Below are 25,472 nucleotides of genomic sequence, written 5' to 3'. Positions count from 1 at the left end.
CCCTAAACGCTTCTGTTTGTATATCGCAAACACTCCTGTTTGGACATCATAAACACTGCTGTTTGGACATCGTAAACAAATTTAAAGCTGATAAGTAGAAATAACAATAAAGAAATAAAGTAAGATGAATACAAAAAATATATTATTAGCCGGTCTATTCTCTATAGCTGCCTTGCTGTCTTCCTGCTCCGATTTCGAGGAGATCAACGAAGACCCAAACCAGGTGGGAGAGAGTAAGGTGAAGCCCGAATGGTTCCTCAATGCCTCCATTATCGGCGCACAGATGAACCCGGAAATTGCCGAACGTATCTTTATTGCCGAATGGAATCGTGCTTCACGCTTCAATCGCGGAAGCGGTTTTACTATCGGTACCGATAATAACGACTACATCACGCTCTATCTGAGTAACTCTTATGCTGTAAGTTGGCTGAACAAAGCCACTAAAGCGATTGAGTTGGGTGAAAAGAAAGTGGCTGAAGGTGAAGCCGAACAGTATCCTTATTATAAGAATGTCATCCAAATGGCCCGTATCTGGCGTGCCTACCTCAACTCGGAAGTATCCGACGGTTTCGGACCGATCCCTGCCTTATCAGCCTTCACTGGTGTTCCGGCTGAGTATGATAGCGTAGAAACGATCTATGGATTTATCCTGAAAGAATTGAAGGAGGCCGAGGCTGCTCTCGATCCATCTATCGATATGTCGGATATGGCAAACGAAGATGCTTTTTATGCCGGTAATATCAATGAATGGAAGAAGTATGCGAACTCCCTGCGTATGCGTTTCGCCATGCGTATCTCCGGCGTTTCACCGGCTCTGGCAAAGACAGAGTTTGAAGATGCGGCAAGTAAGACTTTTATCTCTACACTCGACGATATGGCTGCCGTACAGGAAAAAGACGGATGGAGCGACCTGACCGGAGTTATGTCGCGTACATGGAATGCGCAACCGATGTCGGTAACATTCAAGAATCTGGTAGTCGGTCTGGGTAATACTGAGTTTCCGTTACCCGACTCTTTGAAAAGTCATCTGAAAGATCCTCATACCTATATGGGATTATATCTGAATAAACATTTCCCGCTGAACACAAACGATCCGTGTGCCGGATTCTATTTTGACGGTATACCTCAGTATGTCGATCCGCGTGCTCCGAAACTGTTCAGTGTGGTGGGATGGAATGATGGTGTAGTCTATTCCGACTATATCGGTGCAGCCAACAGCGTAGTACCTGTGAACCTGATGGATCCGAGCGATAATTCCAAGCCAATGCTTTCCATCGATCCCAAATATACCTGGGGTACCTGGGTTGCCGGAGAATGGAATGACCTGGCCGGTCTGGTCAGCGAACTGACGGGAAAGAATTACAATTATCCTTCTATGGCTAAACAGTATCGTATGAGTACGATGAAACGTGTATTCTTCGGTCCGTGGGAAAGTTATTTCCTGATGGCAGAAGCTGCAGTAAAGGGGTGGACTGTTCCGGGAACAGCGAAGTCGAATTACGAAAACGGTATCACCGCCAGCTTCCAGTATCATGGCATAATAAGCGAAGTCGGTAAATATCTGGCTTCTACCGATTATAACCGTGTAGGTACTTCCGTTAGTTTCGATCATACAACCGAAGCACAGCCTTACACTATCAATTATGTAGATCCATATACTAAAGAAAATAAGACGATGACCTATACTTATCCGAAGAATTCGATCTATCGTGGCGGTTCTTATAATAACGATGCGTTGACAAAGATCATCACCCAGAAATATATCGCACAGGTACCCTGGTTACCAGAAGAAGCATGGAGCGATCACCGTCGTCTTGGTTTGCCGTTCTTTGAGAATCAGGCAGTTGAAAAGGACTACAACCCGTTGAATCAGGTTCCTCTGACGATGGCAACCGCTAAAGAATGTCGCCTGGATTTCTATCCGAAACGCTACCGCTATCCGGCCAATATCCAGACCAACAATCAGGAAGGTTACCAGAAAGCATTAGAGTTGTTGGGAGGACCCGATCTGACGACAACACCTTTATGGTGGAATCTAAAATAGAAAGATATAACCTCGTAGGGGGAGAATATTCAATCCCACTCCCTACGGGGACTATCATTTAACATTTCCCTCCCTTAGCATATTCCTTAAAACAGGAACCAAACCTTAAACGCCAATGTTTTATATATAAAGTATGACAACCATCTTAAACAAAAAGAATTATGGCACATAAACTATTTATCCGTGACGTAACGCTTCGTGACGGTCAGCAATCCTCTTTTGCAACACGCATGTCACAACAGCAAATCGACCGTGTACTCCCTTTCTATAAAAATGTAGGTTTCTATGCAATGGAAGTGTGGGGAGGAGCCGTACCGGACACCATTATGCGTTATCTGAATGAGAACCCATGGGAACGGCTGGAGAAGATCAAGGCAGTCGTAGGTAAATCCACCAAACTTGCCGCCCTTTGCCGAGGACGTGATTTGTTTGGCTATAATCCCTATCCGGATGCTGTTGTAAAAAGTCTTTGCCGTAATACGATTGAGTCGGGTATCGACATTATGCGCATTTTCGATGCCATGAACGATATTGAAAATATGAAATCAGCAATTAAATATACTGACCGGTATGGAGGAATGGTGGATTGTGCAGTTTGCTATTCAATAGATCCCCACCATTCGGCATTAGAGCGTATCGAAGCCGCCTTGCACGGTCATCCATTACATAAACCGGTCTTTACCAACGATTATTTCTTGTCAAAAGCACAACAGATGGAGCATATCACTGCCGACATCATCACTCTTGAAGATGCTAACGAACTGATTACTCCGCGAAAGACTGCTGAACTTGTCCGCCTCTTTAAGAAGGAACTGAAAGCCCCGATCGATTTCCATACCCGTTGTACAGCCGGTTATGGCCTTGCTTCTATGCTCTCTGCTATCGTCAACGGCGTAGATATTGTAGATACCAATATCTGGTATTTTGCCGGAGGTTATTCCGCCCCCGCTATCGAATTGATCTACGTGTTCTGTAAGAAGATGGGAATAGAACTGGAGATCGATATGGAAGCTATCGCCCGCATCAACTCCGAATTATTAAAGATACGTAAAGAGTTAAAAGGCTACGACACCTCAAAAGAATTACCCAACCCCTTCGATCCGCTGACAGATAAATTGCCTACCGAGATCGACCGTTTCTTTAACGATGCTATCGATGCCGCTCGTAAAGATAAAGAAGAAGACCTGTTGATCTTCTGTCATGCCATCGAGGAATATTTCAACTTCCCTTCCCCCGATGAGATTGTACAGAAATCGCAGATACCGGCCAGTATGTTCAATCAGATCGTTGCCCAGCTAAAACAGCAAAGTCATCCCGAGCTCTTGGAGAAAACTATGTTGCTGATCCCGCGGATACGGATGGACGCCGGTCTTCCTCCATTGGTTACTCCTGTAAACAGAGTAATAGCTTCCCAAGCTGTATCGAGTGCATTGTGCGAAATGAACGGACAACCAATATACAGCAAACCTGTTTATCCTTTCGTCTCCCTGGTACGTGGTGAGTATGGAAAAACTCCGCTTCCTATCGATCCCGAATTTCGCCTTCAGATAACAGGTGATAGAGAAGAGCATTTCTATGACGCCTCCGATTACGAAATGGAAGAAAACCCCTTCATAGAAGAACTGGGTATATTGGTAGCCGAAAATGAGAAAGAAGTTTTATTACTCGAACTCTTCCCCATGGTAGCCCGCAACTTCCTGACAAAACGGAAGAAAGACAAGTTCCGGGATAGTATGCCTTTAGTTTGATGACAGATAAGTAACAATATAATAGCCGATACTGTTGTAAAAACAGACAGTATCGGCTATTTTAAGATAACGCAAAGCGTTATATGATGGGTTTTTATTACCAGAAATAGATATAGAATGCCACTGTAATCAAGAGAATAATGCAAGAATGTATCACATCCCATTTATTCCAGCTGGCACGGGTCGCTGCTCGTTGTTCCGGAGTAGATGATCCGAATGTGAGTCCTTGTATCTGAGCTTCCGGTGCAGCTGGGGTAAACTTACTGATGATAGCAATCGCAGCCAGACAGAATACCAGCATGCCACCGCAGAAGAACAACCAGTTCGTATCGAAGAACAAAGCTTTGAACCAACTGTCGCCGGCATCGACACCAGCCGTTGTATAATAAACCTTTGCTCCAAGACGGGTAATACCGATAATGAAACCGATAATCAATCCCCACATACCTCCCAGAGGGGTAGTTCGTTTAGACAGGATACCCAATAGGAATGCTGCTGCGATACCCGGTGCCAGTACAGATTGTACGTCCTGCAGATAGTTATACAATACCGATCCTACACTCTTCATCACTGGTATCCAGAGGATACCCAGGACAACGACAACAACTGTTGCTATACGTCCTACATAAAGCAACGTTTTTTCACTGGCTTCCGGTTTGTATTTCTTATAGAAGTCGATCGTAAACAACATGGCCGACGAGTTGAACAGAGAAGCCAGCGAGCTCATCAAAGCCGCCAGGATACCGCAAACAACCAAGCCCTTGAATCCGGCAGGAAGCAACTGTGCTACCAATGACGGGAAAGCTGCATCGGCTGTACTCATCGTGAAAGGAATACCATTGATCGTCACACCGTTCTTCTGCATGGCAAAAGCGATCATGCCCGGGATAAGGAACAAAAATACCGGAGTCAGTTTCAGGTAAGCACCGAAGATAGTACCGCGACGAGCCTGTTGCTCATTTTTACCTGATAATACGCGTTGAACGATGAACTGGTCGGTACACCAGTACCAGAAACCGATAACGGAAGAGCCGATCAAAGCTCCCAGCCAGGGGAAATCCGGATCGCGGTTGTCGCGGATCAGGTTCACCATCGTATCTCCATATTCGTTAGCCGGGGTCAGGCTACAAGCTGCCAGGACCTGATCCCATCCGCCAACGGCTTTCAATCCCAATACAAGGATAACGATTGAACCCAGAAGCAGGATAGGAGTTTGCAATACAGAGGTGTAAAGAACGGATTTCATACCACCTACCACTGTATAAAGGGCTGTCAGTACTACTAACCCGATGGCTGCGATCCAGAAAAAATCGATTCCCCAGAGTTCCTGGATGCCGAATACTTCTTTAAACACCAAACCTCCGGCATACACTGTAACGGCCACCTTGGTCAATACATAACTGACCAGCGAGATAAGTGAGAGGATGGTTCGTGATTCTTTGTTATAACGTTTCTCAAGAAATTCGGGCATGGTCAATACCATACTTCGTTCGTAGAAAGGTACAAATACCCAACCGAGGATAAGGATCATCCACCCCTGGATTTCCCAGTGTGCCATCGCCATACCGCTGGAAGCTCCTGCTCCGGCAAGGCCGATAAGGTGTTCTGAACCAATGTTTGATGCGAAAATAGAAGCTCCGATTGCTAACCAGGTGGCATCACGACCTGCAAGGAAGTAGTCGCCGGAACTGTCTTGTTTTTGTTTAAATACCCATACAATAATCCCAATTAGAGCTAAAGCGAATAGCCCTATTACAATATAATCTAATGTTACCATAATAGTGTTTTACATGATATTACCCGTTGTTTTTACAACGGGATTTTGTCAATTCGTCGTATATGCCGACCGCCTTCGAACGGGGTGTTCAGAAAGGCCTCGACAGTGCGAGTGGCTTCCTCTTGACTGATAAATCGACCGGGCATGACAAGTATATTGGCATCGTTATGCTCGCGAGCAAGTTTCGCGATCTCTTCCTGCCAGCACAGTGCGGCCCGTATTTTCTGGTGTTTGTTTAAAGTCATTGCAATACCGTTTCCTGATCCGCAAATGGCTATTCCGGGATATACTTCTCCGGCTTCTAATGCATATGCCAACGGATGGGCGAAATCCGGATAATCACAACTTTCTGTTGAACAGGTTCCGAAATCTTTATAGGTTATCCCTTTAGAATCCAGTAATTGTTTTACAAACTCTTTTAATTCGTAACCTGCGTGGTCACAACATAAACCTAGTGTTTTCATCTTTATCTGTTAGAGGTTAATAAAAAGGGATATAGAATCCCTTTTTATTAATGGTTTCTTATGCTAATAATTCTTTTACCTGATTGTATACATTCTTTCCGGTGAAGCCTAGTTTTTCGTCCAGAACCTTGTAAGGAGCGGAGAAGCCGAATGACTCGAGCCCCCAAACCTTACCGTTTGCTCCAACCAATCCTTCCAGATTGACAGGCAGACCGGCTGTCAGACCAAATACTTTACTTCCTGTAGGAATAACAGATTCCTGGTATTCCTTGCTTTGGTTGCGGAACAACCCTTCGGAAGGAACCGATACGACACGAACCTTTACGCCATCGGCACGAAGCAATGCTGCTCCCTCTTCCAACGTAGAGACTTCCGAACCGGAAGCTACCAGAATAACATCTGGGTTTGCGTCGCTTTCTACAATATAGGCACCCTTTTCAGCCTGCAAAGCTTCGTCGTAACGATTTTCTTTGGCGGGCAGGTCAGTAATGTTCTGACGGGAAAGAATCAAAGCGGTAGGAGTGGCTGTGTTTTCCATAGCCATCTTCCATGCAACGGTCGTTTCAATGACATCGGCCGGACGGAGAACCAGCATAGAGTTGTGTCCTTTATGGTTCTTCAGTTTTTCCATCAGGCGGATCTGTGCTTCCTGTTCAACCGGTTCGTGAGTAGGCCCGTCTTCACCAACGCGGAAAGCGTCGTGCGACCAGATGAACTTAACCGGTTGCTCCATCAATGCTGCCATACGGATTGCAGGCTTCATATAATCGGAGAATACGAAGAAGGTACCGCAAGCTACGATCACGCCACCGTGTAGTGACATACCGATACATACACAAGCCATTGTCAGTTCCGAAACACCGGCCTGGAAGAAGGCACCACTGAAGTCACCTTTTCTGAATGAATGTGTTTTCTTCAGGAACCCGTCGGTCTTGTCCGAGTTGGAAAGGTCGGCAGAAGAACATACCATATTTTCAACCTTTGTTGCCAATACGCCTAATACTGTGGCGGAAGCGGCACGAGTTGCCTGGTTTGCTTTCTGTTCGATAGCTGCCCAGTCCAGTTTAGGAGCTTTACCGGAGAACCAGAATGCCATCTTTTCTGCCAGTTCAGGATTTGCTTTAGCCCATACTTCTTTAGCAGCATAACGTTCGGCTACGATAGCTTCCAGTTCTTTTGCACGTTTTGCATATAGTTCGGCAACATCTGTGAATACGGCGAACGGATTCTTAGGATCACCTCCCAGGTTCTTGATTGTCTCTTCGATAGATGCACCGGCTGCAGACAGAGGTTGACCGTGAGTGGATACTTTATTTTCGTAACTGCTGTCGTCGGCTCCACGGGCACCTTTACCCATAATGGTATTACCGATGATTAAAGTAGGACGGTTGGCTTCAGCTTTTGCTTCATCCAACGCCTTGCGGATTTCATTTACGTCATTTCCGTTGATGCTGATTACTTTCCATCCCCATGCTTCGTACTTCATGGCAACATTTTCAGCTGTTACTTCTTCTACGGTGGTAGAAAGCTGGATGTTGTTGGAGTCGTAGAACATGATCAGGTTGTCGAGTCCGAGTGTTCCGGCAACACGTCCGGCACCTTGCGAGATCTCTTCCTGGATACCACCATCGGATATATATGCATAAATAGTCTGGTTCATTACATCTCCCAGGCGGGCTTTCAGGAACTTGGCGGCAATAGCAGCACCCACTGCGTATGTATGGCCTTGTCCCAGCGGACCTGAGGTATTTTCGATACCCCGCTTGATGTCTACTTCAGGATGACCCGGAGTAGGGCTTCCCCACTGGCGGAACTGTGACAGTTCTTCCATGGTGAATTTGCCGGTAAGAGCGAGGGCTGAATAAAGCATGGGCGACATGTGTCCCGGGTCCTGGAAGTAGCGATCTCTGCCTTCCCATTCCGAGTTCTTAGGATCATAGACCAAATACTCTGAGAATAGCACATTGATAAAATCTGCACCACCCATTGCACCACCCGGATGACCGGAATTAGCCTTTTCTACCATTGACGCTGCCAAGACGCGGATATTGTCCGCTGCTCTGTTCATTACTTTAATATCGTTCATTTTGATGAATTAGTTTAATTTTTGTACAAAGATAGGGAATCTCTTCATATAGACCGCCATATCATACAAACAATTCATTTTCTGTAAAGTTTCCTAACTTGCGATATTTCTCATAGAGAGCCAGATAGGCCTGGTGATTCTCGTGATTCGGATAATATTCTTTCGCGAATCCTTGTCCCATAGCTTGCTGAGCATCTTCTATTTTAGCGTATACACCGGCAGCTACTGCGGCGAACATAGAGGCACCGAAGGCACAGGCTTGTTCCGCTTTGGCTACTTTGATCGGCATATTCAGTACGTCTGCCAACGTTTGCATGACGAACGGTGATTTCAGGGAGATACCACCGATACCGATCACACTTTCGATCTTGATACCGTTTTCCAGGAAGCGGTCTACAATGGCTTTTGATCCGAATGCGGTTGCTTCAACCAGTGCACGGAAGATAAGCGGAGCAGAGCTTGCCAGATTCAGGCCTGTTATCGTTCCTTTTACCAGTTGGCTGGCATCCGGGGTGCGGCGCCCGTTCATCCAGTCTACAGCCAGAATGGTACTTTCGCTTACCGGAACTTTGGCTGCTTCCTCGGATAGAATGGGGATGATCTTACCGGCTGTTTCTTCAATCAGTTTAGCTTTTGTCTCTTCGTCGATCAGGCTGCTTTTAGACAGAATGTTTTCGAGTGGCCATGCCAGTACATTTTTGAACCAGGCATAGATGTCGCCGAATCCGGATTGCCCGGCTTCCAATCCGATCATACCGGGGATAACGGAACCGTCTACCTGTCCGCAGATACCGGGAACCAGTTTATCGCCCATCTCTTCATAAGAGGATACCATGATATCGCAGGTAGAAGTACCGATCACGCGGACAAATGTGCGTGGAGTAATTTCAGCACCTACTGCACCCATATGGCAGTCGAATGCTCCTACGGCTACGGCTACATTGGTTGTTAACCCCAGGCGTTTAGCCCATTCTTCTGTCAGGTGACCTATGGAAGTGTCACTGGTATATGTCTTTTCGAACAGGTGACTACGGAAACCGGCCAGTAGCGGTTCGAGTGTTGTCAGGAATTCTTCGGAAGGAAGACCGTCCCATTTTTCCAACCACATGGCTTTGTGTCCGGCTGCACAGCGGCTGCGATACACTTCTTCCGGTTTGTTCTTTCCAGTGATCAGGGCTGGTAACCAGTCGCAATGTTCGATCCAAGCATAAGCCACTTTGCGGATGCTTTCATCTTCACGAAGTACATGTGCCATCTTCGCCCATACCCATTCGGAGGAGTAAATTCCACCTTCATAGGCTGTATAATCGATGTCCCAACGCTTTGCCAGTTCGTTGATTTCTGCAGCTTCTTTAATCGCTGTATGGTCTTTCCAAAGCACGAACATGGCATTCGGATTTTCTGCAAATTCAGGCAGAAGGGCGAGGGGAGTACCTTCTTTGTCTGTCAGGACAGGGGTACTACCCGTTGTATCGAAGGCAATACCCACTACTTTTTCAGCAGTACCTGCCGGGCATTTAGTCAATGACTCTTTTATGGTAGTTTCCAGTCCTTCAATATAATCCAACGGATGCTGGCGGTAACGATTTTTGAGTGGATCGCAGTATTTACCTTCCATCCAGCGTGGATAATATTTAACGGCGGAAGCTAGCTCTTCGCCTGTGGCAGCGTTTACGACTACGGCGCGACAAGAGTCGCTACCGTAATCCAAGCCTATTACATATCTTTCGTTAGCCATGATTTAAGACTGTAAAGCGCGGTTCAACATATAATACAGGTCGTTGTACTGCAATTCTTTCTTGAAAGAGGAAATAGTTGTATCCTTGTCGATAACTACCATTTCGATACCGGCTATGTCAGCATAATCTTCCAGGTATTCTACAGTCAGGTCGTATGAGAAACTGGTGTGGTGTGTTCCACCGGCCAGAATCCAGGCAGCAGCTCCAATTTCGAGGTTGGGCTGTGGTATCCACAAAGCACTGGCCACCGGAAGTTTGGGAAGTGGCTTGCTCTTGATGCAATCAACTTTATTTACAATGAGGCGGAAACGGTTGCCCATGTCTACGATAGTTGCAGCTACTCCTTCACCAGGTTTGCTGGTGAATACAAGGCGTGCTGTTTCGCTATCGATACCGATACTCAGGCGGTGTACTTCCAATTTCGGTTTCTGTTCAGCGATGAGCGGGCAGATTTCCAGCATGTGGGCTTGCAGGATAGCACTTTGTTCGCCGTCGAAGTTCAAGGTATAATCTTCAAGGAAAGAACAGCCTTTCGGCATTCCCTGTCCCATATACCACATCGTGCGGAACAATGCGGCAGTTTTCCAGTCGCCTTCTGCTCCGAAACCATATCCTTCTGCCATCAGGCGCTGTGAAGCCAGTCCGGGAATCTGATCAAAATTACCCAGGTCGTCGAAGTTGGTGGTAAAGGCTTTTGCTCCTTTTTCTTTCAGGATACGGCGGATAGCGATTTCGGCTTTTGCCGAGTTCCATACCTTTGTATAGGCTTCTGTTTTCTCGTCTTCCAGTTCGGGTGCATGGTCGTAGTCTGCAAAGTATTGCTGGACAAGGGCGCGTGTGTCTTTGTCGTCTACTTTGTTGTAGTACTCCATTACATCGTTTATCGGGCAATAGTCGACGTGATAGCCTAACTTCAGTTCGGCTTCCACCTTGTCACCATCAGTAACGGCTACATTGTTCATCTGGTCGCCGAAGCGGATGATCAACATATCCTGCGCGTCTGCCCATGCAGCGGCGACACGCATCCATACAGCGATACGGGCCTGTGCTTTTTCGTCCTGCCAGTGACCGACTACTACTTTGCGGTTTTTGCGCATGCGGCTTACCATGTGACCGAACTCGCGGTCGCCATGTGCTGACTGGTTCAGGTTCATAAAGTCCATATCCATGGTTTCCCAGGGGATTTCTTTGTTGAACTGTGTGTGGAAATGTAGTAACGGCTTTTTCAATTCCTGTAATCCGTGAATCCACATTTTGGCAGGAGAGAAAGTATGCATCCAGGTAATAACACCTACACACTTGTCATCGTTATTAGCGGCTTTGAAAGCTGCTGTAACTTCTTTGGCGGAGTTGACCGTTCCTTTGTATACAACCTTAATAGGTAGATTTCCCGACTCATTGAGACCTTTTACCATCTCATTGGAATGTGCATCCACTTGTACGACTGCGTCGCCTCCGTACAGAAGCTGGGCTCCTGTAACGAACCATACTTCTAAATCTTTAAAATTCATGGCTTGTTGATTTAATAGTTATAATGATTGTTTTATTATTGTCCGTAGTAAGCATTGGGACCGTGTTTGCGGTAAAAATGCTTAGTTATCAGATGTTTGTTCATTGTAAGTCCGGGATTGATTCCATAGGAGATATAAGCCATCTTAGCTACTTGCTCCATGACGACTGCATTATGTACGGCATCATCGGCATTTTTTCCCCAGGAAAACGGTCCGTGGTTTTCAACCAGTACACCGGGTATATGGACCGGATTTAAACCGTTAAAGCGTTCAACGATCACATTTCCGGTTTCTTTTTCATATTCCCCTTCAATCTCCTGTTGTGTCATCTGGCGGGTGCAAGGGATTGCATCGCTGAAATAGTCTGCATGTGTCGTCCCTATATTAGGAATGTCCCGTCCGGCCTGTGCCCAGGATGTCGCGTAGGTGGAATGTGTATGAACGATGCCGCCGATTTCCGGAAAAGCATTATATAGTACCAGATGAGTAGGAGTGTCAGATGATGGCTTTAGAGCTCCTTCCAGGATATTTCCCTGTAAGTCGAGAACAACCATATCACTGGCTTTCATTGTTTCATACGAAACGCCGGATGGTTTGATCACAACCAAACCTTTTCCGCGGTCGATCGCGCTTACATTTCCCCAGGTAAAAATGACTAATCCATGTTTTACCAGATCTAAGTTGGCTTTGAAAACCTTTTCTTTTAATTCTTCAACCATTACCGTTATTGTTTTGTGGTTTGTTATTTACTTAATAACTAGTTTTGTATTTGATAATAAGTATAAATAAGTACACTTATTATTTGATGGTGTAAAAGTAACACCTTATTCGTTCGGTTACACAAAAAAAGCTATGTTATAGAACATAGCTGGTGTTTTTTTCTATTAATCGGATAGGAAGATACTGGTTATAGGGCAGGAGCTGGCACTATATGGATAAACTGCTAGGAATATAGTGTTATACTTGTTGACACTACTGTCCTGGCAGTCTGATACTATAGTGCTATATATCAATGTCTGGCTATAGGGAGAAATAGAATCCCTGATCGAGTAGCCTGTCATATTTTTCTTTGTTGAACATATAATAGAAGGCACCTCTTTTAGAGCTCTTTTTATCCTTCTCGTCAAGCTTTTCAAGGATATCCATTGAGTTGAGTTTCTTACGGAAGTTACGTTTGTCCAGTGGAGTCTGGTAAATAGCTTCATACAAACTTTGAAGCTGTGGAAGGGTGAATTTCTCAGGAAGAAGATTAAAACCGACCGGACGGGTAGCTGCCTTTCTCTTCAGGCGAGCCAGCGTGTCGGTGATCATTTGGTTATGGTCAAAGATCAGATTGGGTACTTCGCTGAGTTTTGTCCATTGGGCATTATGCTCTTTCAATAATTCCGGATTAAAGTCATTCATATTGACCAGCGAATAGTATGCTACGGAGATAACCCGTTCCCCTAAGTCGCGGGTAACATCTCCGTAAGCACCTACCTGTTCCATAAAAAGATTATCGATACCGGAGCATTCGGTAAGTACGCGTGAAGCCGCTTCGCCGATGCTTTCGCCGGATTTGATAAAACCGCCCATCAGAGACCACTGTCCTTGTAGTGGCTCAAAATTCCGTTTGTAAAGTAAAACATTGAGTTCACTGTTATTAAACCCCAGGATGATACAATCTACTGAAACAAAAAATTTGACTTCGTTCTGATAAAATGCGGCTGTCATGATTTTATGGATATTGAATTAATTTATTAAGCGAGTTTGCGTGCGCCGTCGCTGATTACTACTTCGTATACTTTAGGTTCGTGACCGAATTTCTTTGTATAAGAATCGAAGGCTTCTTTGATGAATGCATCATGCAATTCGTCTTTTACAAGGTTGATCGTACAACCTCCGAAGCCACCACCCATTACGCGTGAACCTGTTACGCCACATTTCTTGGCTACATCGTTCAGGAAGTCCAACTCTTCGCAGCTTACTTCGTATAGCTTGCTCATGCCATGATGAGTTTCATACATTTTCTGACCTACAGTTTCGTAGTCGCCTTTTTCCAAAGCTTCGCAAACGTCGAGTACGCGTTGTACTTCTTCGATCACATATTCGGCACGCATGTAATCTTCTGCGCTGATGTCTCCTTTTACTTCATTTAGCATCTCCATTGTAGCATCACGCAGGAACTCAACTTCCGGATGATTGCGACGGATAGCTGCAGCAGCGTTTTCACAAGACTGGCGACGTTTGTTATAAGCAGAAGAAGCTAGTTCGTGTTTTACAACAGAGTCCAGCAAAACCAGTTTATAACCAACCGGATTGAATGGGAAATATTTATATTCTAAAGAACGGCAATCTAAACGAATCAAGCTTCCTTCTTTACCGAATACGGAAGCGAACTGGTCCATGATACCACAGTTAACACCACAATAGTTGTGTTCTGTAGACTGACCGATCTTAGCTAATTCGAATTTGTCGATACCCAGAGAGAAAAGATCATTCAATGCGAATGCGTAAGTGCTCTCCAAAGCGGCAGATGAAGACATTCCGGCACCCAGAGGTACATCACCGGCAAACACTGTGTCAAAACCCTGGATTTGGCCACCACGTTTGATGATTTCGCGACATACCCCGAAGATGTATCTGGCCCAGCTTGCTTTTGGAGCGTCCTCTTCGTTCAATCCGAATTCGGTATAGTCGTTCAGGTCGATGGAGAATGCGCGAACTTTACCTGTGCCGTTCGGTTTGATCTCTGCGATCATACCTTTATCGATAGCACCTGGAAATACGAAACCGCCATTATAGTCTGTGTGTTCACCGATCAGGTTAATACGACCTGGAGAAGCATATACACTACCTTCTGTATTAAATAACTCTTGAAATTTATCTCTGATTTTTTTCTGCATGATATTATTACTTTTAAAGGTTATATAAAAGATGAAGAAATTATCCGACCACAAATATAGTTAGATAATTTCTTCAATCATAAATTTTACACTTATTTTTTATTTAACAGGAATATCTGTATTTACATTCTTACATCCGATCAATGCGTAGAACAACAGGTAAGCCAATGCAATGATAATTACTACGAAACTTGCCATGAATCCAACTGAGTCGGATACTGCACCCTGAAGTAATGGTAACAAACCACCACCGCAAACTAATACCATAAAGAGACCGGAAGCTGCTTCTGTATATTTACCCAGACCTTCAACTGCCAGGTTGAAAATACCACCCCACATGATAGAAGTACAAAGTCCGCAAAGCGCAAAGAACATGATGCTGATAGGAACCTGTGCCATACCGAATGAGATATCACTCATAAATACCGGCATACTTACGTGTGTTGTAATCGGGCAAACGAATGCTAAAGCGATAAAGATCAGTCCTAAGGTAGAAGCAAAAGTAAGCATTTGTTTACTAGAAAATTTAGCACCCAGTGATGCACCTACTAAACGACCGATCAACATAAGGAACCAGTAAGTACCTACAACTGATCCTGCGATAGTAGAGTCAATAGCCAGACCACCACCAGCTTCCGGAGTCATCATAAACAGACCGGCGAAGTGAGGGATACCAACTTCAATACCTACGTATACGAAAATAGCCAAAGCACCCAGTTTGAAGTGACGGAATGACAATGGGCTGTGAGTATCTTTTACATCTTTCTTAGCGACAGACAAGTTCGGTTCCGGAATGTTCATGATGAATAATACCAGGAATGCAATAGCGAAGATAGCCATAGCGATATACAATGCCGGTAATGCTTTTGCAATCGTACGTTCTTCTACAACTGTACCCATCAGGTAACCAACCAATACAGGAACGATTGTAGCTGACAAAGAGTTCAGTGAACCACCCATCTGGATCAACTGATTACCTTTTTTACCACCGCCACCTAATGTATTCAACATCGGGTTAACTACTGTATTCAACATACACATAGAAAAACCAGAAACAAATGCACCGGTTACATAAACGGCAAATCCCATCGTAGACGAGAGAGCCTGAATACCTACACCCACGAAACCAACAACAATCGCGATCAATGCTGTTTTCTTATAACCGATTTTCTGTAATAACAGACCGGAAGGGATACCCATAAAGGCGTAAGCGATAAAGTTAGCAGCAAAACCCAGCGTAGCTTGCAGGTTTGTTGCTCCGAATTCGCTCTGCACAATTGCACCGAAAGGTGCCGGCAGACCGGTAACGAAAGAGATCATTGCGAATAATGCGAACATCATCGCAATGGGTAGTGCATAATTCTTCTTTTTTGTAGATTCCATTTCTTTTGATTATTTAGATTATTAATGAATCGAGTTTGTTATTCAGCAGAGAATTTATAAATAGTCTTGCTTTCGAATACTTCTCCCGGACGAAGTACGGTAGAGGGATACTCCGGTTTGTTCGGACTGTCGGGGAAATGTTGTGTTTCCAGGCATAAAGCAGCTCTTGCCGGATAGCGTTGTCCGTTCTTACCTTCAAAATTACCGGTCATCCAGTTACCTGTATATAATTGTACGCCGGGTTCAGTTGTATATGTTTCCATAATAATACCGGTCTTGGGGGATTGGCAACGGGCACAGAAACCTAGTTCTCCCTGTTCTTTATTTAATATATAGGTATGGTCATAACCTCGTGCCCAGGTGAGCTGGTCGGTCGGTTCGTCGATACGGGCACCTACCAGATATGGAGTGCGGAAGTCCATCGGCGTACCTTCTACTTTTTCAGGAGCACCGTAAGGAATGGCAGTCTCGTCCGTAGGTAGATATTGGTCTGCGTTGATTGTCAATGTATGGTCTGCAACTGACGGGTCACCGGCTCCTGAGAGGTTGAAGTAGGAGTGGTTGGTCAGGTTTAATACGGTCGGTTTATCTGTTACAGCATGATACATGATCACGACTTCGTTGTCGTCGGTCAGATGATATGTAACAGTTACTTTTAAATTACCGGGGAAACCTTCTTCGCCGTCTGCTGAAGTATATTTCAGTTCTACGGTCTGGTCATCCGTTTGGTTTGCATTCCAAACGACAGAATTGAATCCTTTAATTCCGCCATGAAGACTGTTCGGGCCATTATTTATCGCCAGTTTATCGTACACAACACCATCCAGAGTGAATGTACCTTTGGCAATACGGTTTCCGTAACGTCCACAAATAGCTCCGAAATAGGGTTCTTCAGAGACCAGATATTCATCGAGGGAATTGTGTCCGGTGACTACATCGGTTAACTTGCCGGACCGATCCGGTACCATAAGCGATACAATTTTTGCACCGTAGTTGGTAATGGTAAGTTCTGCACCTTTTTTATTGGTCAGGATACATAGCATCGTCTCCTTTCCGTCTATAAGCTTGCTGAAGTTTGCTACAGTCAAGCCAGACAGCGTACTCTTGTTCTTCATGTATGTAATGTTATCAAAATTGCGTGTAAAATTAGCCTACTTCTTCGTAATGTAGATGTATGAAAAGATGTTATAGAGCATAAAATAGTTTTTTGTCCACCAAATAGGTGTATTTGTCCACCTTGTGTATGGGTGATTAGTGTATATTTGCAACTAAATAAATCTTTTATTTCACAGAAAAACACTTGATATGAGAAGAAGCATGAAAAACGTTATCTCCCTGTTCCTCTTAAGCATGGGGGTAAGCAGCCTGATGGCACAGATTAATGAGTTCAAAATAGACGTGCAGCAAACGGGTGCGCCTATCCAATCCACCATGTACGGTATCTTTTTTGAAGATATTAACTTCGGAGCGGATGGAGGATTGTATGCAGAGCTGATTAAGAACCGTTCTTTTGAGTTTGAAAATCCTTTCGGGGGCTGGGTTCCTTTTGGAAATATAACGGTACAAACCAAATCCCCTTGTTTTGACAAGAACCCGCATTATGTACGACTTTCTTATAATAAAGAACTGACCGGTACAGGACTGGATAACGAAGGTTTTAAGGGCATTGGTATTAAGGCAGGGGAGAAGTATGACTTTTCTTTTTATGCTCGTACGGTAACTAACGGTACGATCAAGTTTCGTATAAATCTGGTAAATAGTGAGCATGATATTTATGAAACAAAGGAAGTTGAGATAAACGGTAAAGATTGGAAAAAGTATTCCGTAGTCCTTACTCCCGAGGCAACAGAAGCCCATTCCCGTTTACGTATCACGATGCTTACACAGGGAACGGCGGATCTCGAACATATATCTTTATTTCCTCAGAAAACATTCAATAATCGTCCGAACGGTATGCGTGCCGATCTTGCGCAGGCATTGAAAGACCTTAAGCCGGGTGTATTCCGCTTCCCCGGAGGTTGTATCGTAGAAGGAACAAACCTGGCTACCCGTTATCAGTGGAAAAATACGGTTGGTCCGGTTGAAAACCGTCCGATCAATATCAATCGTTGGAATTACACATTTCCTCATAAGAAGTTCTCCGATTATTATCAGTCTTACGGTTTAGGTTTCTTCGAATATTTCCAGTTGAGTGAGGATATTGGTGCCGAGCCGCTTCCTGTATTGAATTGCGGTCTTTCCTGTCAGTATGAAAATGATGATCCGAAAGAAAACTGCTCGGTCGATAAATTGCAACCTTATATCGACGATGCGCTCGACCTGATCGAGTTTGCCAACGGTCCTGTGACCTCTAAATGGGGAAAACTGCGTGCCGATATGGGACATCCGGCTCCTTTCAACCTGAAGTTTATTGCTATTGGTAACGAGCAGTGGGGTACTTTGTTTACCGAACGCCTGGAACCTTTTGTAAAGGCTATTCGCGCCAAATATCCGGATATCAAAGTTATTGGTAGTTCCGGCCCGCAGGCAGAAGGCGAAGACTTCGACTTCTTATGGCCGGAGATGAAGCGCATGAAAGTCGACCTGGTGGACGAGCATTATTACCGTTCTCCGGAATGGTTCCTGAAGGGAGCGAAACGCTATGACTCATACGATCGTAACGGTCCTAAGGTTTTTGCCGGTGAATATGCCTGCCATCCGAACAATCGCGAGAATAGTTTCCTTACAGCATTGGCTGAGGCTGCTTTTATGACTGGCTTTGAGCGTAATGCGGATGTAGTACAGATCTGTACTTATGCACCTCTGTTTGCCCATGTGGATGCCTGGCAGTGGCGTCCGGATTTGATATGGTTTGATAATCTTTCTTTGGTGAAAACTCCGAATTACTATGTGCAGCAACTTTACGGTCATAATGCCGGTACAAATGTCGTGCCTTTGACTATGCAGAATGAATCTGTTACCGGACAAAATGATTTGTATGCAACGGCTGCAGTCGATAAGAAGACAAGTGAGTTGATCATTAAGATCGCCAATACCGGTATTCAAAACAGAAAAGTCAAACTGGATTTGAACGGCCTTTCCGGTGGAAAACATAAAGGTACGGTAACTGTACTTCACGCCTCTGATCTGGAAGCTAAAAATACGATCTGCAAACCGGACCAGGTAGTGCCTGTTGTTTCGGAAATCGAACTGGAAGCTCCGGCTGCAGAAGTAGTACTTCTCCCGTTAAGTTTTTCTGTTTATCGCATAGCTTTTTGACATTTTATTAATTACGAACTATTCCTTTACATAGTGTAGAGGGATAATTCAAAAATATTAGTCTTCCCTCAATCCGGAGTTCAGCAATGATGGATTGAGGGTAACTTTGTTAAATCAGCAGATAGAGGTAAAAGTGATTATCAGTCCTGAGGGTTATCCGCTAAAGAAACATAAAGTAAAGGATAGAGATGTTGTGCTGGTAAACAAACATATTGCAGGAATGTTTTAATTTTGTAGTGATATAGAAAAGTTTTTTAATTAAATAAGTCAGCATTATGAATTTAGAAGAAGTCCTCGATTACCGTCGTTCCGTACGGGCGTATGATAAAGCAAAACCGATAGATCCGGAAAGGGTAAAGTATTGTCTGGAACTGGCGACATTGGCTCCCAACAGTTCGAATATGCAGTTGTGGGAGTTTTACCATATAACGGAGCCCGAATTGTTGGCGGAAGTTTCAAGAGCTTGTCTCGACCAGAAAGCGGCTTCAACAGCTTCGCAAATTGTTGTTTTCGTTGTACGGCGAGACTTGTACAAGAAGCATGCTCGGTTCGTTCTCGATTTTGAACGGGAGAATATTCGCCGGAACAGTCCGAAAGAACGTCAGGATAAACGTATCAAAGATCGGGAATTATACTACGGGAAATTGATGCCGTTCATTTATGCCCGGTTCTTCGGGATTTTGGGGTTGTTCAGAAAACTGCTGGCTAATACTATCAGTATCTTTCGTCCGATGATGCTTGAAGTGTCCGAGAACGATGTGCGTGTGGTTGCTCATAAATCATGTGCACTTGCCGCCCAGACGTTTATGATTGCGATGGCAAACGAAGGGTACGACACCTGTCCCTTAGAAGGTTTGGACAGTCGTCGGCTGAAAAAAGCATTGAAATTACCTCATGGCGCTGAAATAAACATGGTTATTCCCTGTGGAATACGGGATGGAAATAAAGGGATCTGGGGAGAGCGGTGCAGACTGCCGTTTGAGGATGTTTATCGTAGGATTTAATGTTACTCTTCAGGCAAAACCGTTCATACACGATTTTCTGGCTGTCTTTACTTGAACTGCTCCTGATTCAGCGAGTAATATTTCCCTTTCAAACGTAGAAGTTCTTCGTGATTTCCCTGTTCTACGATCTGTCCTTGTTCGAGTACCAGGATCACGTCTGCATTTCTGATGGTGGAGAGACGATGCGCGATGATCAGGCTCGTGCGTCCTTGCATCAGTTGGTCGAGACCTTTTTGGATGAGTATCTCGCTACGGGTGTCGATATTGCTGGTCGCTTCGTCCAATAACAAGATAGGAGGATCTGCAATGGCGGCACGGGCGATATTGAGCAACTGCCGTTGCCCCTGGCTAAGGTTGGTACCATCGTTTTCCAGTAAGGTGTCGTATCCCTGGGGCAGACGTTTGATGAAAGAATGGGCGGCGGTTAGTTTGGCCGCCTGTATGACTTCTTCATCGGTAGCGTCCAGGCGTCCGAAGCGGATATTTTCGCGGACAGTTCCTGTGAACAGATGGGTGTCCTGTAAAACGATCGCCATGGATTGACGGAGGCTGTTTCGTTTGATCTGTTGTATCGGGTGACCGTCTATGGCAATTTCGCCCGACTGGATATCAAAGAAACGGGGGAGCATGTTCAGGATAGTTGTCTTTCCGGCTCCGGTAGCACCGACCAATGCTATTTTACAACCGGCGGAGGCATGGAGCGAGATCCCTTTCAGGATTGTTTTTTCCGGTTTGTATCCGAAATAAACATCTTTCATAGAAACATCTCCCTGTACCTGTTGTAAAGCGATGGCTCCAGGAGCGTCCGGTGTTTCCGGTGCTTCGTCGATCACTTCGAAGATACGTTCGGCTCCCGCGATGGCAGCCTGGATACTGTTGTAAAGGCTGGCCAATTCATTGATCGGACGTCCGAACTGGCGGGAATATTGCAGGAAGGCTGCGAGACCGCCGACATCGAAACCACGAAAGATGGCGAGTAAAGCACCCACAATCGTGATAAAGACGTAATTCAACGTATTCAGATTCTGCATAACGGGCATCATCATGCCGGAATAGAACTGGGCTTTCTCCGATTTACCTTTCAGGTCGTCGTTGAGTGTGTCGAAATCGGATTGGACTTTCTTTTCGTGTCCGAATACTTTGATCACCTTCTGCCCACTTATCATTTCTTCGATATACCCGTTCAGGGTACCAATAGATTCCTGCTGGGCTTTGAAGTATTTGCGGCTTCGTTTCACGATCCCTTTGGCAAAAAGGAACATCAGCGGAACAGTAACCAGTGTTACCAGGGTCAGTATGGGACTGATATATAACATCAGGCAGAAAATACCGATCAGGGTAAGGGCGCTCGATAGCATATCCGACAGACTGTCGGTCAGTGCGTCGCTGATCTTATCTATGTCATTCGTGTAACGACTCATTAGGTCACCATGCTGATGGGTATCGAAATATTTAACCGGCAGATGTTCCATTTTCCGGAAAAGGTCGGCACGCATACGGGTAACGGTGCGCTGACCAATCTTATTCAACAGGATATATTGGATATAGACGGCGGCGACTCCTGTAAGGTAAATGGAGGCAAGGATAGCCAAAACCCTGATCAATCCGTGGAAGTCTCCGGGAAGGATGTAATCATTGATAATCGGGCGCAACATGTATGAGCCCAACAGGTTAGCCACGATACTGACAATGATAAGGAAGCCGATCACTAACAATAGACGCTTGTCACAGGACAGGTACGAAATCAGCCGGAAGAAAGTTTTCTTTCCTTCCCGGGGCTTTGCATTTTCTTTTAAATGATCTCCGTGTGCCATATCCTATTATAATAATACTTGTTGTGAATGATATATTTCCTGATAAACGGTAGATGTTTCGATCAATTCATCCGGAGTACCTATGGCGCTGATCTCACCGTCTTCAAGTACGATCACCCGGTCAGCCGATTGCATCGTATTGATTCGCTGGGTGATGATAAATACAGTCGTGTCGTGCAACAACTTATTTAGGTTGTTCCGTATTTTCAGTTCGGTTTCCGTATCGACAGCACTTGTACTATCATCGAGGATCAGTATCTTGGGTTTACGGAGTAGAGCACGGGCGATGCAGATACGCTGTTTCTGTCCGCCGGAAAGATTGATACCTCCGCGTCCCAGCAACGTATTGTAACCGTCTGTGAAGGACTGGATAAAATCGTGTGCTTCGGCGGCACGGGTGGCTTCTTCTATCTCTTCCATCGATGCGTCGGGTTTTCCCCATTTGAGGTTCTCGATGATCGTACCGGTGAACAGTTCGTTCTTTTGAAGAACCATGCCGATCCCCTGGTGAAGTTCATCCAGGTTGTAGTCTTTTATCGGGATATTGTCGATCTGGATTTCTCCGGCAGTAACATCGTATAACCGCGGTATCAGTTGTACCAGGGAGCTTTTAGCAGAGCCGGTAGCGCCGACCAGTGCGATCGTTTCGCCGGGTTCCGCCCGGAAGCTGATATGTTGTAGAATATCATTCTCTCCACCGATATAGCGGAAACTGACGTTATTAAATGTCACTTCTCCTTTCTTTATCCGGTGTTTGTTCTGAAGTCCTTCTTTGGTGTTCGTCAGGGAAGGTTCCGTTTCCAGTACTTCCATGATCCGTTTGGAAGATGCGGAAGCGCGGGCGTATGACATGATGATCATGGAAAGCATCATTAGAGCCATTAATACCTGAGCGAGATAATTTACGAATGAGATCAGTTCGCCCACTTTCAGTTCGCCGTGCATCACTTTCTGTCCGCCCAGCCAGAGGATAGCTAGTATGGATAGATTCATGACCAGTTGCATGACCGGAAAGATGGAAACGACGATGTTGGAAGCCCGGATCACCATGTCACGCAACTCTTCGCTGCTTTTGACAAATTTATCCGTCTCAAAGTCTTCCCTGACAAATGATTTGACGACACGGATATTGATGAGATTCTCCCTAACCACACCGTTCAGCTGATCTACTTTTTGCTGTACTTTCAGAAAAAAGGGAAATCCTTTGCTTAAGATCAGATAGACACTTCCTCCGAGTATCGGGATGGCAGCTATCAAAACTAATGCCAGTTGCTTATTGATGCTGACGACAAAGAATACAGCCATAATGAGCATCAACGGGGAGCGCAGTAAAAGTCTCATCGACATCAGAACGATCTGCTGTATGCGAGATATATCGCTTGTAAGCCTTGTGACCAGCGAAGCTGAACTGAATTTGTCGATATCGAAAAAGGATAGTTGCTGTATTTTATTGAAAAGTGTTCCTCGTAGATCTGTACCGAAACCGATTCCGATGCGGGAAGAAATGTAAGTATTCACAATACTGACTAATAATCCCCCGACGGATACCAACACCATATAGGTTCCGATCCGGGTAATAACCGACAGGTCACGTGGCATGACCCCGTTGTCAATGATTTCAGCCATAAACATCGGCTGGACCGTTTCACACAGCACAGTGATCAGTACAAGGAGCGGGCTGATCAACAATCCCACTTTATATCGTTTAAGAATTTGCCAGTATTTTCCCATATCGTCGTTACAAAGATAGAACATAATTGGGAAATGATATGTTCAATGTGCTAAATACACTTTTATCCACCACAAAAAGCAATATATCCACCTTCTCCTAAAGTGTTTATTCTACATTTGCTGTTGTTAATATGACACATAAATTTAATAGACATGAATACACAACGGAATTTGTTAGCCGGATTATTGCTTTTTGTGGCAATACCATTTATATCCGCGCAAGAGAAAGCCCAGATGGTTGTTAATGCCGATTTGGGGACAGAAACGATCAACCGACACATTTACGGACAGTTTTCCGAACATTTGGGAAGATGTATCTATGATGGTCTCTGGGTAGGGGAAAACTCAAAAATCCCTAATACAAATGGAGTCAGAAACGATATTATCGCCGCCCTTAAACATATTAATATACCCAATTTGCGCTGGCCGGGCGGATGCTTTGCCGACGAATACCATTGGCGTGACGGTATCGGTCCACGTAATCAACGTCCTAAAATGGTCAACACCCACTGGGGAGGCGTTACAGAAGATAACAGTTTCGGAACACACGAATTCCTGAATCTTTGCGAAGAACTGGGAACGGAGCCTTATATCTGTGGTAATATGGGGAGTGGTTCTGTAGAGGAAATGTCGAAGTGGGTCGAATATATCACCTTCGATGGAGAAAGCCCTATGGCAAACCTGCGTAAACAGAACGGTCGTGAGAAACCCTGGAAGGTTCAGTTCTGGGGAGTTGGTAATGAAAACTGGGGTTGTGGTGGAAATATGTCCCCCGAAGGTTATGCAGAAAACTACCGCCGCTACGCAACTTACTGTCGCGATTACGGAACAAATCATTTGTTTAAAATAGCCGGTGGTCCGAATGTGGACGACTATAACTGGACTAGTACTTTAATGAAGAATATCCCCGGTCACATGATGAACGGTATCTCTCTGCATTATTATACGTTCGCCGATAGTTGGACAAATAAAGGGAATGCTACCGGTTTCGATGATAACGAATACTTTCGCACAATCGAGAATGCTGCACATATCGAAGAACTGATCGAACGTCATACTGCAATTATGGATCAGTACGATCCGGAAAAACGTCTGGGATTAATCATTGACGAATGGGGTGCCTGGTATAATGTAGAACCGGGAACCAACCCTGGATTCCTGTATCAGCAGAATACATTACGTGATGCTTTGCTGGCCGGTGTCTCCCTGAATATCTTTCACAAACACTGTGACCGCGTAAAAATGGCCAACATCGCACAGATGGTCAATGTATTGCAGGCTATGATCCTGACCGAAGGCGAAAATATGATCCTGACACCGACATACCATGTATTCGATATGTATAAAGTTCATCAGGATGCAACCCTGCTCCCTGTCGAAGTGAAATGCGGCAATTATGAACGCCTGGGACGCAGTCTTCCTGCTGTAAGTGCTTCTGCCTCTAAAGATAAAAACGGAGCGATACATATTTCGCTGGTTAATATCGATCCGGCAAACGATATTGAAATATCCTGTGCCGTACGTGGAACGAATGATGTTAATGTAAGCAATGCACAGATCATTACGGGAGAGAATGTACGTGCATGCAACACATTTGACAAACCTGAAAACGTGCGTTTGGCAAACTTCAAAGGAGCAAAGTATAAAAACGGAGAACTGACCGTGAAGATCCCTGCCAAATCACTGGTAACGATCGAGCTGAAATAATTTAAACACGTATCATTCATGTGTAATACATTCATTAAGGCAGCCATTCTAATGGCTGCTACCACCCTTGTTGTCTCCGGATGCAGCCTGAGCAGGCAACCGGTAGCACCGGAAAAGAACCCTAATCCGTGGAAAGACGATTATACATCCGTCTCCTCCATGAAAGATTACCGTTCGTGGGGAACTTATAATGTACATGATCCGGCTTGCCGGAAGATAGGGGATACTTTCTATCTCTATTCAACAGATGCCATCTTTCGTGAAAATAAGGACGAAGCTAGAGAGGCAGGCGTTCCGTTGGGATACATCCAGGTACGTAAA

17 protein-coding genes and 1 pseudogene are annotated in these 25,472 nt (G+C 45.0%); 6 read left to right on the top strand and 12 right to left on the bottom strand.

Features of this window, described 5'->3' with window-relative positions; all coding sequences use genetic code 11:
- Positions 1 to 124 precede the first annotated feature (124 nt).
- Both QZ076_RS14715 and QZ076_RS14710 read left to right on the top strand, forming a co-directional pair.
- Positions 125 to 2,044, top strand: a complete 1,920-nt coding sequence (locus QZ076_RS14715; RefSeq protein ID WP_293714280.1) for a SusD/RagB family nutrient-binding outer membrane lipoprotein — start codon at positions 125 to 127, stop codon at positions 2,042 to 2,044.
- 161 nt (positions 2,045 to 2,205) lie between these two features.
- The gene (locus QZ076_RS14710; RefSeq protein WP_293714278.1) at positions 2,206 to 3,792 is read left to right on the top strand and encodes a carboxylase; all 1,587 of its coding nucleotides are present in this window, start codon (positions 2,206 to 2,208) and stop codon (positions 3,790 to 3,792) included.
- Between the two features lie 97 nt (positions 3,793 to 3,889).
- On the opposite strand, the gene QZ076_RS14705 is transcribed toward QZ076_RS14710, so the two are convergent.
- The 10 genes from QZ076_RS14705 to QZ076_RS14660 form a co-directional block, all read right to left on the bottom strand.
- Positions 3,890 to 5,569 carry a sodium:solute symporter gene (locus QZ076_RS14705; protein ID WP_293714276.1) on the bottom strand — a complete coding sequence of 560 codons (1,680 nt, stop codon included), beginning with the start codon at positions 5,567 to 5,569 and terminating at the stop codon, positions 3,890 to 3,892.
- A gap of 32 nt (positions 5,570 to 5,601) precedes the next feature.
- Positions 5,602 to 6,033 carry a ribose 5-phosphate isomerase B gene (rpiB, locus tag QZ076_RS14700; protein ID WP_293714274.1) on the bottom strand — a complete coding sequence of 144 codons (432 nt, stop codon included), beginning with the start codon at positions 6,031 to 6,033 and terminating at the stop codon, positions 5,602 to 5,604.
- A gap of 58 nt (positions 6,034 to 6,091) precedes the next feature.
- Positions 6,092 to 8,119: a transketolase gene (locus tag QZ076_RS14695; RefSeq protein ID WP_293714272.1), complete on the bottom strand. Its 2,028-nt coding sequence runs from the start codon at positions 8,117 to 8,119 to the stop codon at positions 6,092 to 6,094.
- Positions 8,120 to 8,180: 61 nt separating this feature from the next.
- On the bottom strand, positions 8,181 to 9,857 hold the full coding sequence (locus tag QZ076_RS14690; protein ID WP_293714270.1) for a ribulokinase: 1,677 nt from the start codon (positions 9,855 to 9,857) through the stop codon (positions 8,181 to 8,183).
- A gap of 3 nt (positions 9,858 to 9,860) precedes the next feature.
- A complete protein-coding gene (gene araA, locus QZ076_RS14685) occupies positions 9,861 to 11,369 on the bottom strand; it encodes an L-arabinose isomerase (RefSeq protein ID WP_293714268.1) in 1,509 nt (502 codons plus the stop codon).
- 35 nt (positions 11,370 to 11,404) lie between these two features.
- Complete coding sequence (gene araD / locus QZ076_RS14680; RefSeq protein WP_293714266.1) at positions 11,405 to 12,088, bottom strand: L-ribulose-5-phosphate 4-epimerase; 684 nt, start codon at positions 12,086 to 12,088, stop codon at positions 11,405 to 11,407.
- 301 nt (positions 12,089 to 12,389) lie between these two features.
- Positions 12,390 to 13,082, bottom strand: a complete 693-nt coding sequence (locus tag QZ076_RS14675) for an NUDIX domain-containing protein (protein ID WP_129734338.1) — start codon at positions 13,080 to 13,082, stop codon at positions 12,390 to 12,392.
- Between the two features lie 26 nt (positions 13,083 to 13,108).
- Entirely contained in the window at positions 13,109 to 14,254 is a 1,146-nt protein-coding gene (gene galK, locus QZ076_RS14670) for a galactokinase (protein ID WP_293714262.1), read from the bottom strand.
- Positions 14,255 to 14,353: 99 nt separating this feature from the next.
- The gene (locus QZ076_RS14665) at positions 14,354 to 15,637 is read right to left on the bottom strand and encodes an MFS transporter (RefSeq protein ID WP_293714260.1); all 1,284 of its coding nucleotides are present in this window, start codon (positions 15,635 to 15,637) and stop codon (positions 14,354 to 14,356) included.
- A 38-nt stretch (positions 15,638 to 15,675) separates the two neighbouring features.
- Positions 15,676 to 16,752 (bottom strand): aldose epimerase family protein, encoded by a 1,077-nt coding sequence (locus QZ076_RS14660; protein WP_293714258.1) that lies wholly within the window; start codon positions 16,750 to 16,752, stop codon positions 15,676 to 15,678.
- Positions 16,753 to 16,942: 190 nt separating this feature from the next.
- Here QZ076_RS14660 and QZ076_RS14655 point away from each other — a divergent pair, with 190 nt between their 5' ends.
- Together QZ076_RS14655 and QZ076_RS14650 are read left to right on the top strand one after the other, a co-directional pair.
- On the top strand, positions 16,943 to 18,895 hold the full coding sequence (locus tag QZ076_RS14655) for an alpha-L-arabinofuranosidase C-terminal domain-containing protein (protein WP_293714256.1): 1,953 nt from the start codon (positions 16,943 to 16,945) through the stop codon (positions 18,893 to 18,895).
- Positions 18,896 to 19,170: 275 nt separating this feature from the next.
- On the top strand, positions 19,171 to 19,899 hold the full coding sequence (locus QZ076_RS14650; RefSeq protein ID WP_293714254.1) for a nitroreductase family protein: 729 nt from the start codon (positions 19,171 to 19,173) through the stop codon (positions 19,897 to 19,899).
- A 47-nt stretch (positions 19,900 to 19,946) separates the two neighbouring features.
- Here the strand turns inward: QZ076_RS14650 and QZ076_RS14645 are convergent, their stop codons facing one another.
- Positions 19,947 to 21,713 (bottom strand): ABC transporter ATP-binding protein, encoded by a 1,767-nt coding sequence (locus QZ076_RS14645; protein WP_293714253.1) that lies wholly within the window; start codon positions 21,711 to 21,713, stop codon positions 19,947 to 19,949.
- A 6-nt stretch (positions 21,714 to 21,719) separates the two neighbouring features.
- Positions 21,720 to 23,444, bottom strand: a complete 1,725-nt coding sequence (locus QZ076_RS14640; protein WP_293714297.1) for an ABC transporter ATP-binding protein — start codon at positions 23,442 to 23,444, stop codon at positions 21,720 to 21,722.
- A 153-nt stretch (positions 23,445 to 23,597) separates the two neighbouring features.
- Here QZ076_RS14640 and QZ076_RS14635 point away from each other — a divergent pair, with 153 nt between their 5' ends.
- Both QZ076_RS14635 and QZ076_RS14630 read left to right on the top strand, forming a co-directional pair.
- Positions 23,598 to 25,151 carry an alpha-N-arabinofuranosidase gene (locus QZ076_RS14635; RefSeq protein WP_293714252.1) on the top strand — a complete coding sequence of 518 codons (1,554 nt, stop codon included), beginning with the start codon at positions 23,598 to 23,600 and terminating at the stop codon, positions 25,149 to 25,151.
- Positions 25,152 to 25,169: 18 nt separating this feature from the next.
- Positions 25,170 to 25,472, top strand: a pseudogene (locus QZ076_RS14630) (arabinan endo-1,5-alpha-L-arabinosidase); the annotation flags it as partial.

Source organism: uncultured Parabacteroides sp. (assembly GCF_905196875.1).
In the GTDB taxonomy this organism is placed as follows: Bacteria; Bacteroidota; Bacteroidia; order Bacteroidales; family Tannerellaceae; genus Parabacteroides.
This window is presented reverse-complemented; position numbering and strand designations above follow the sequence as displayed.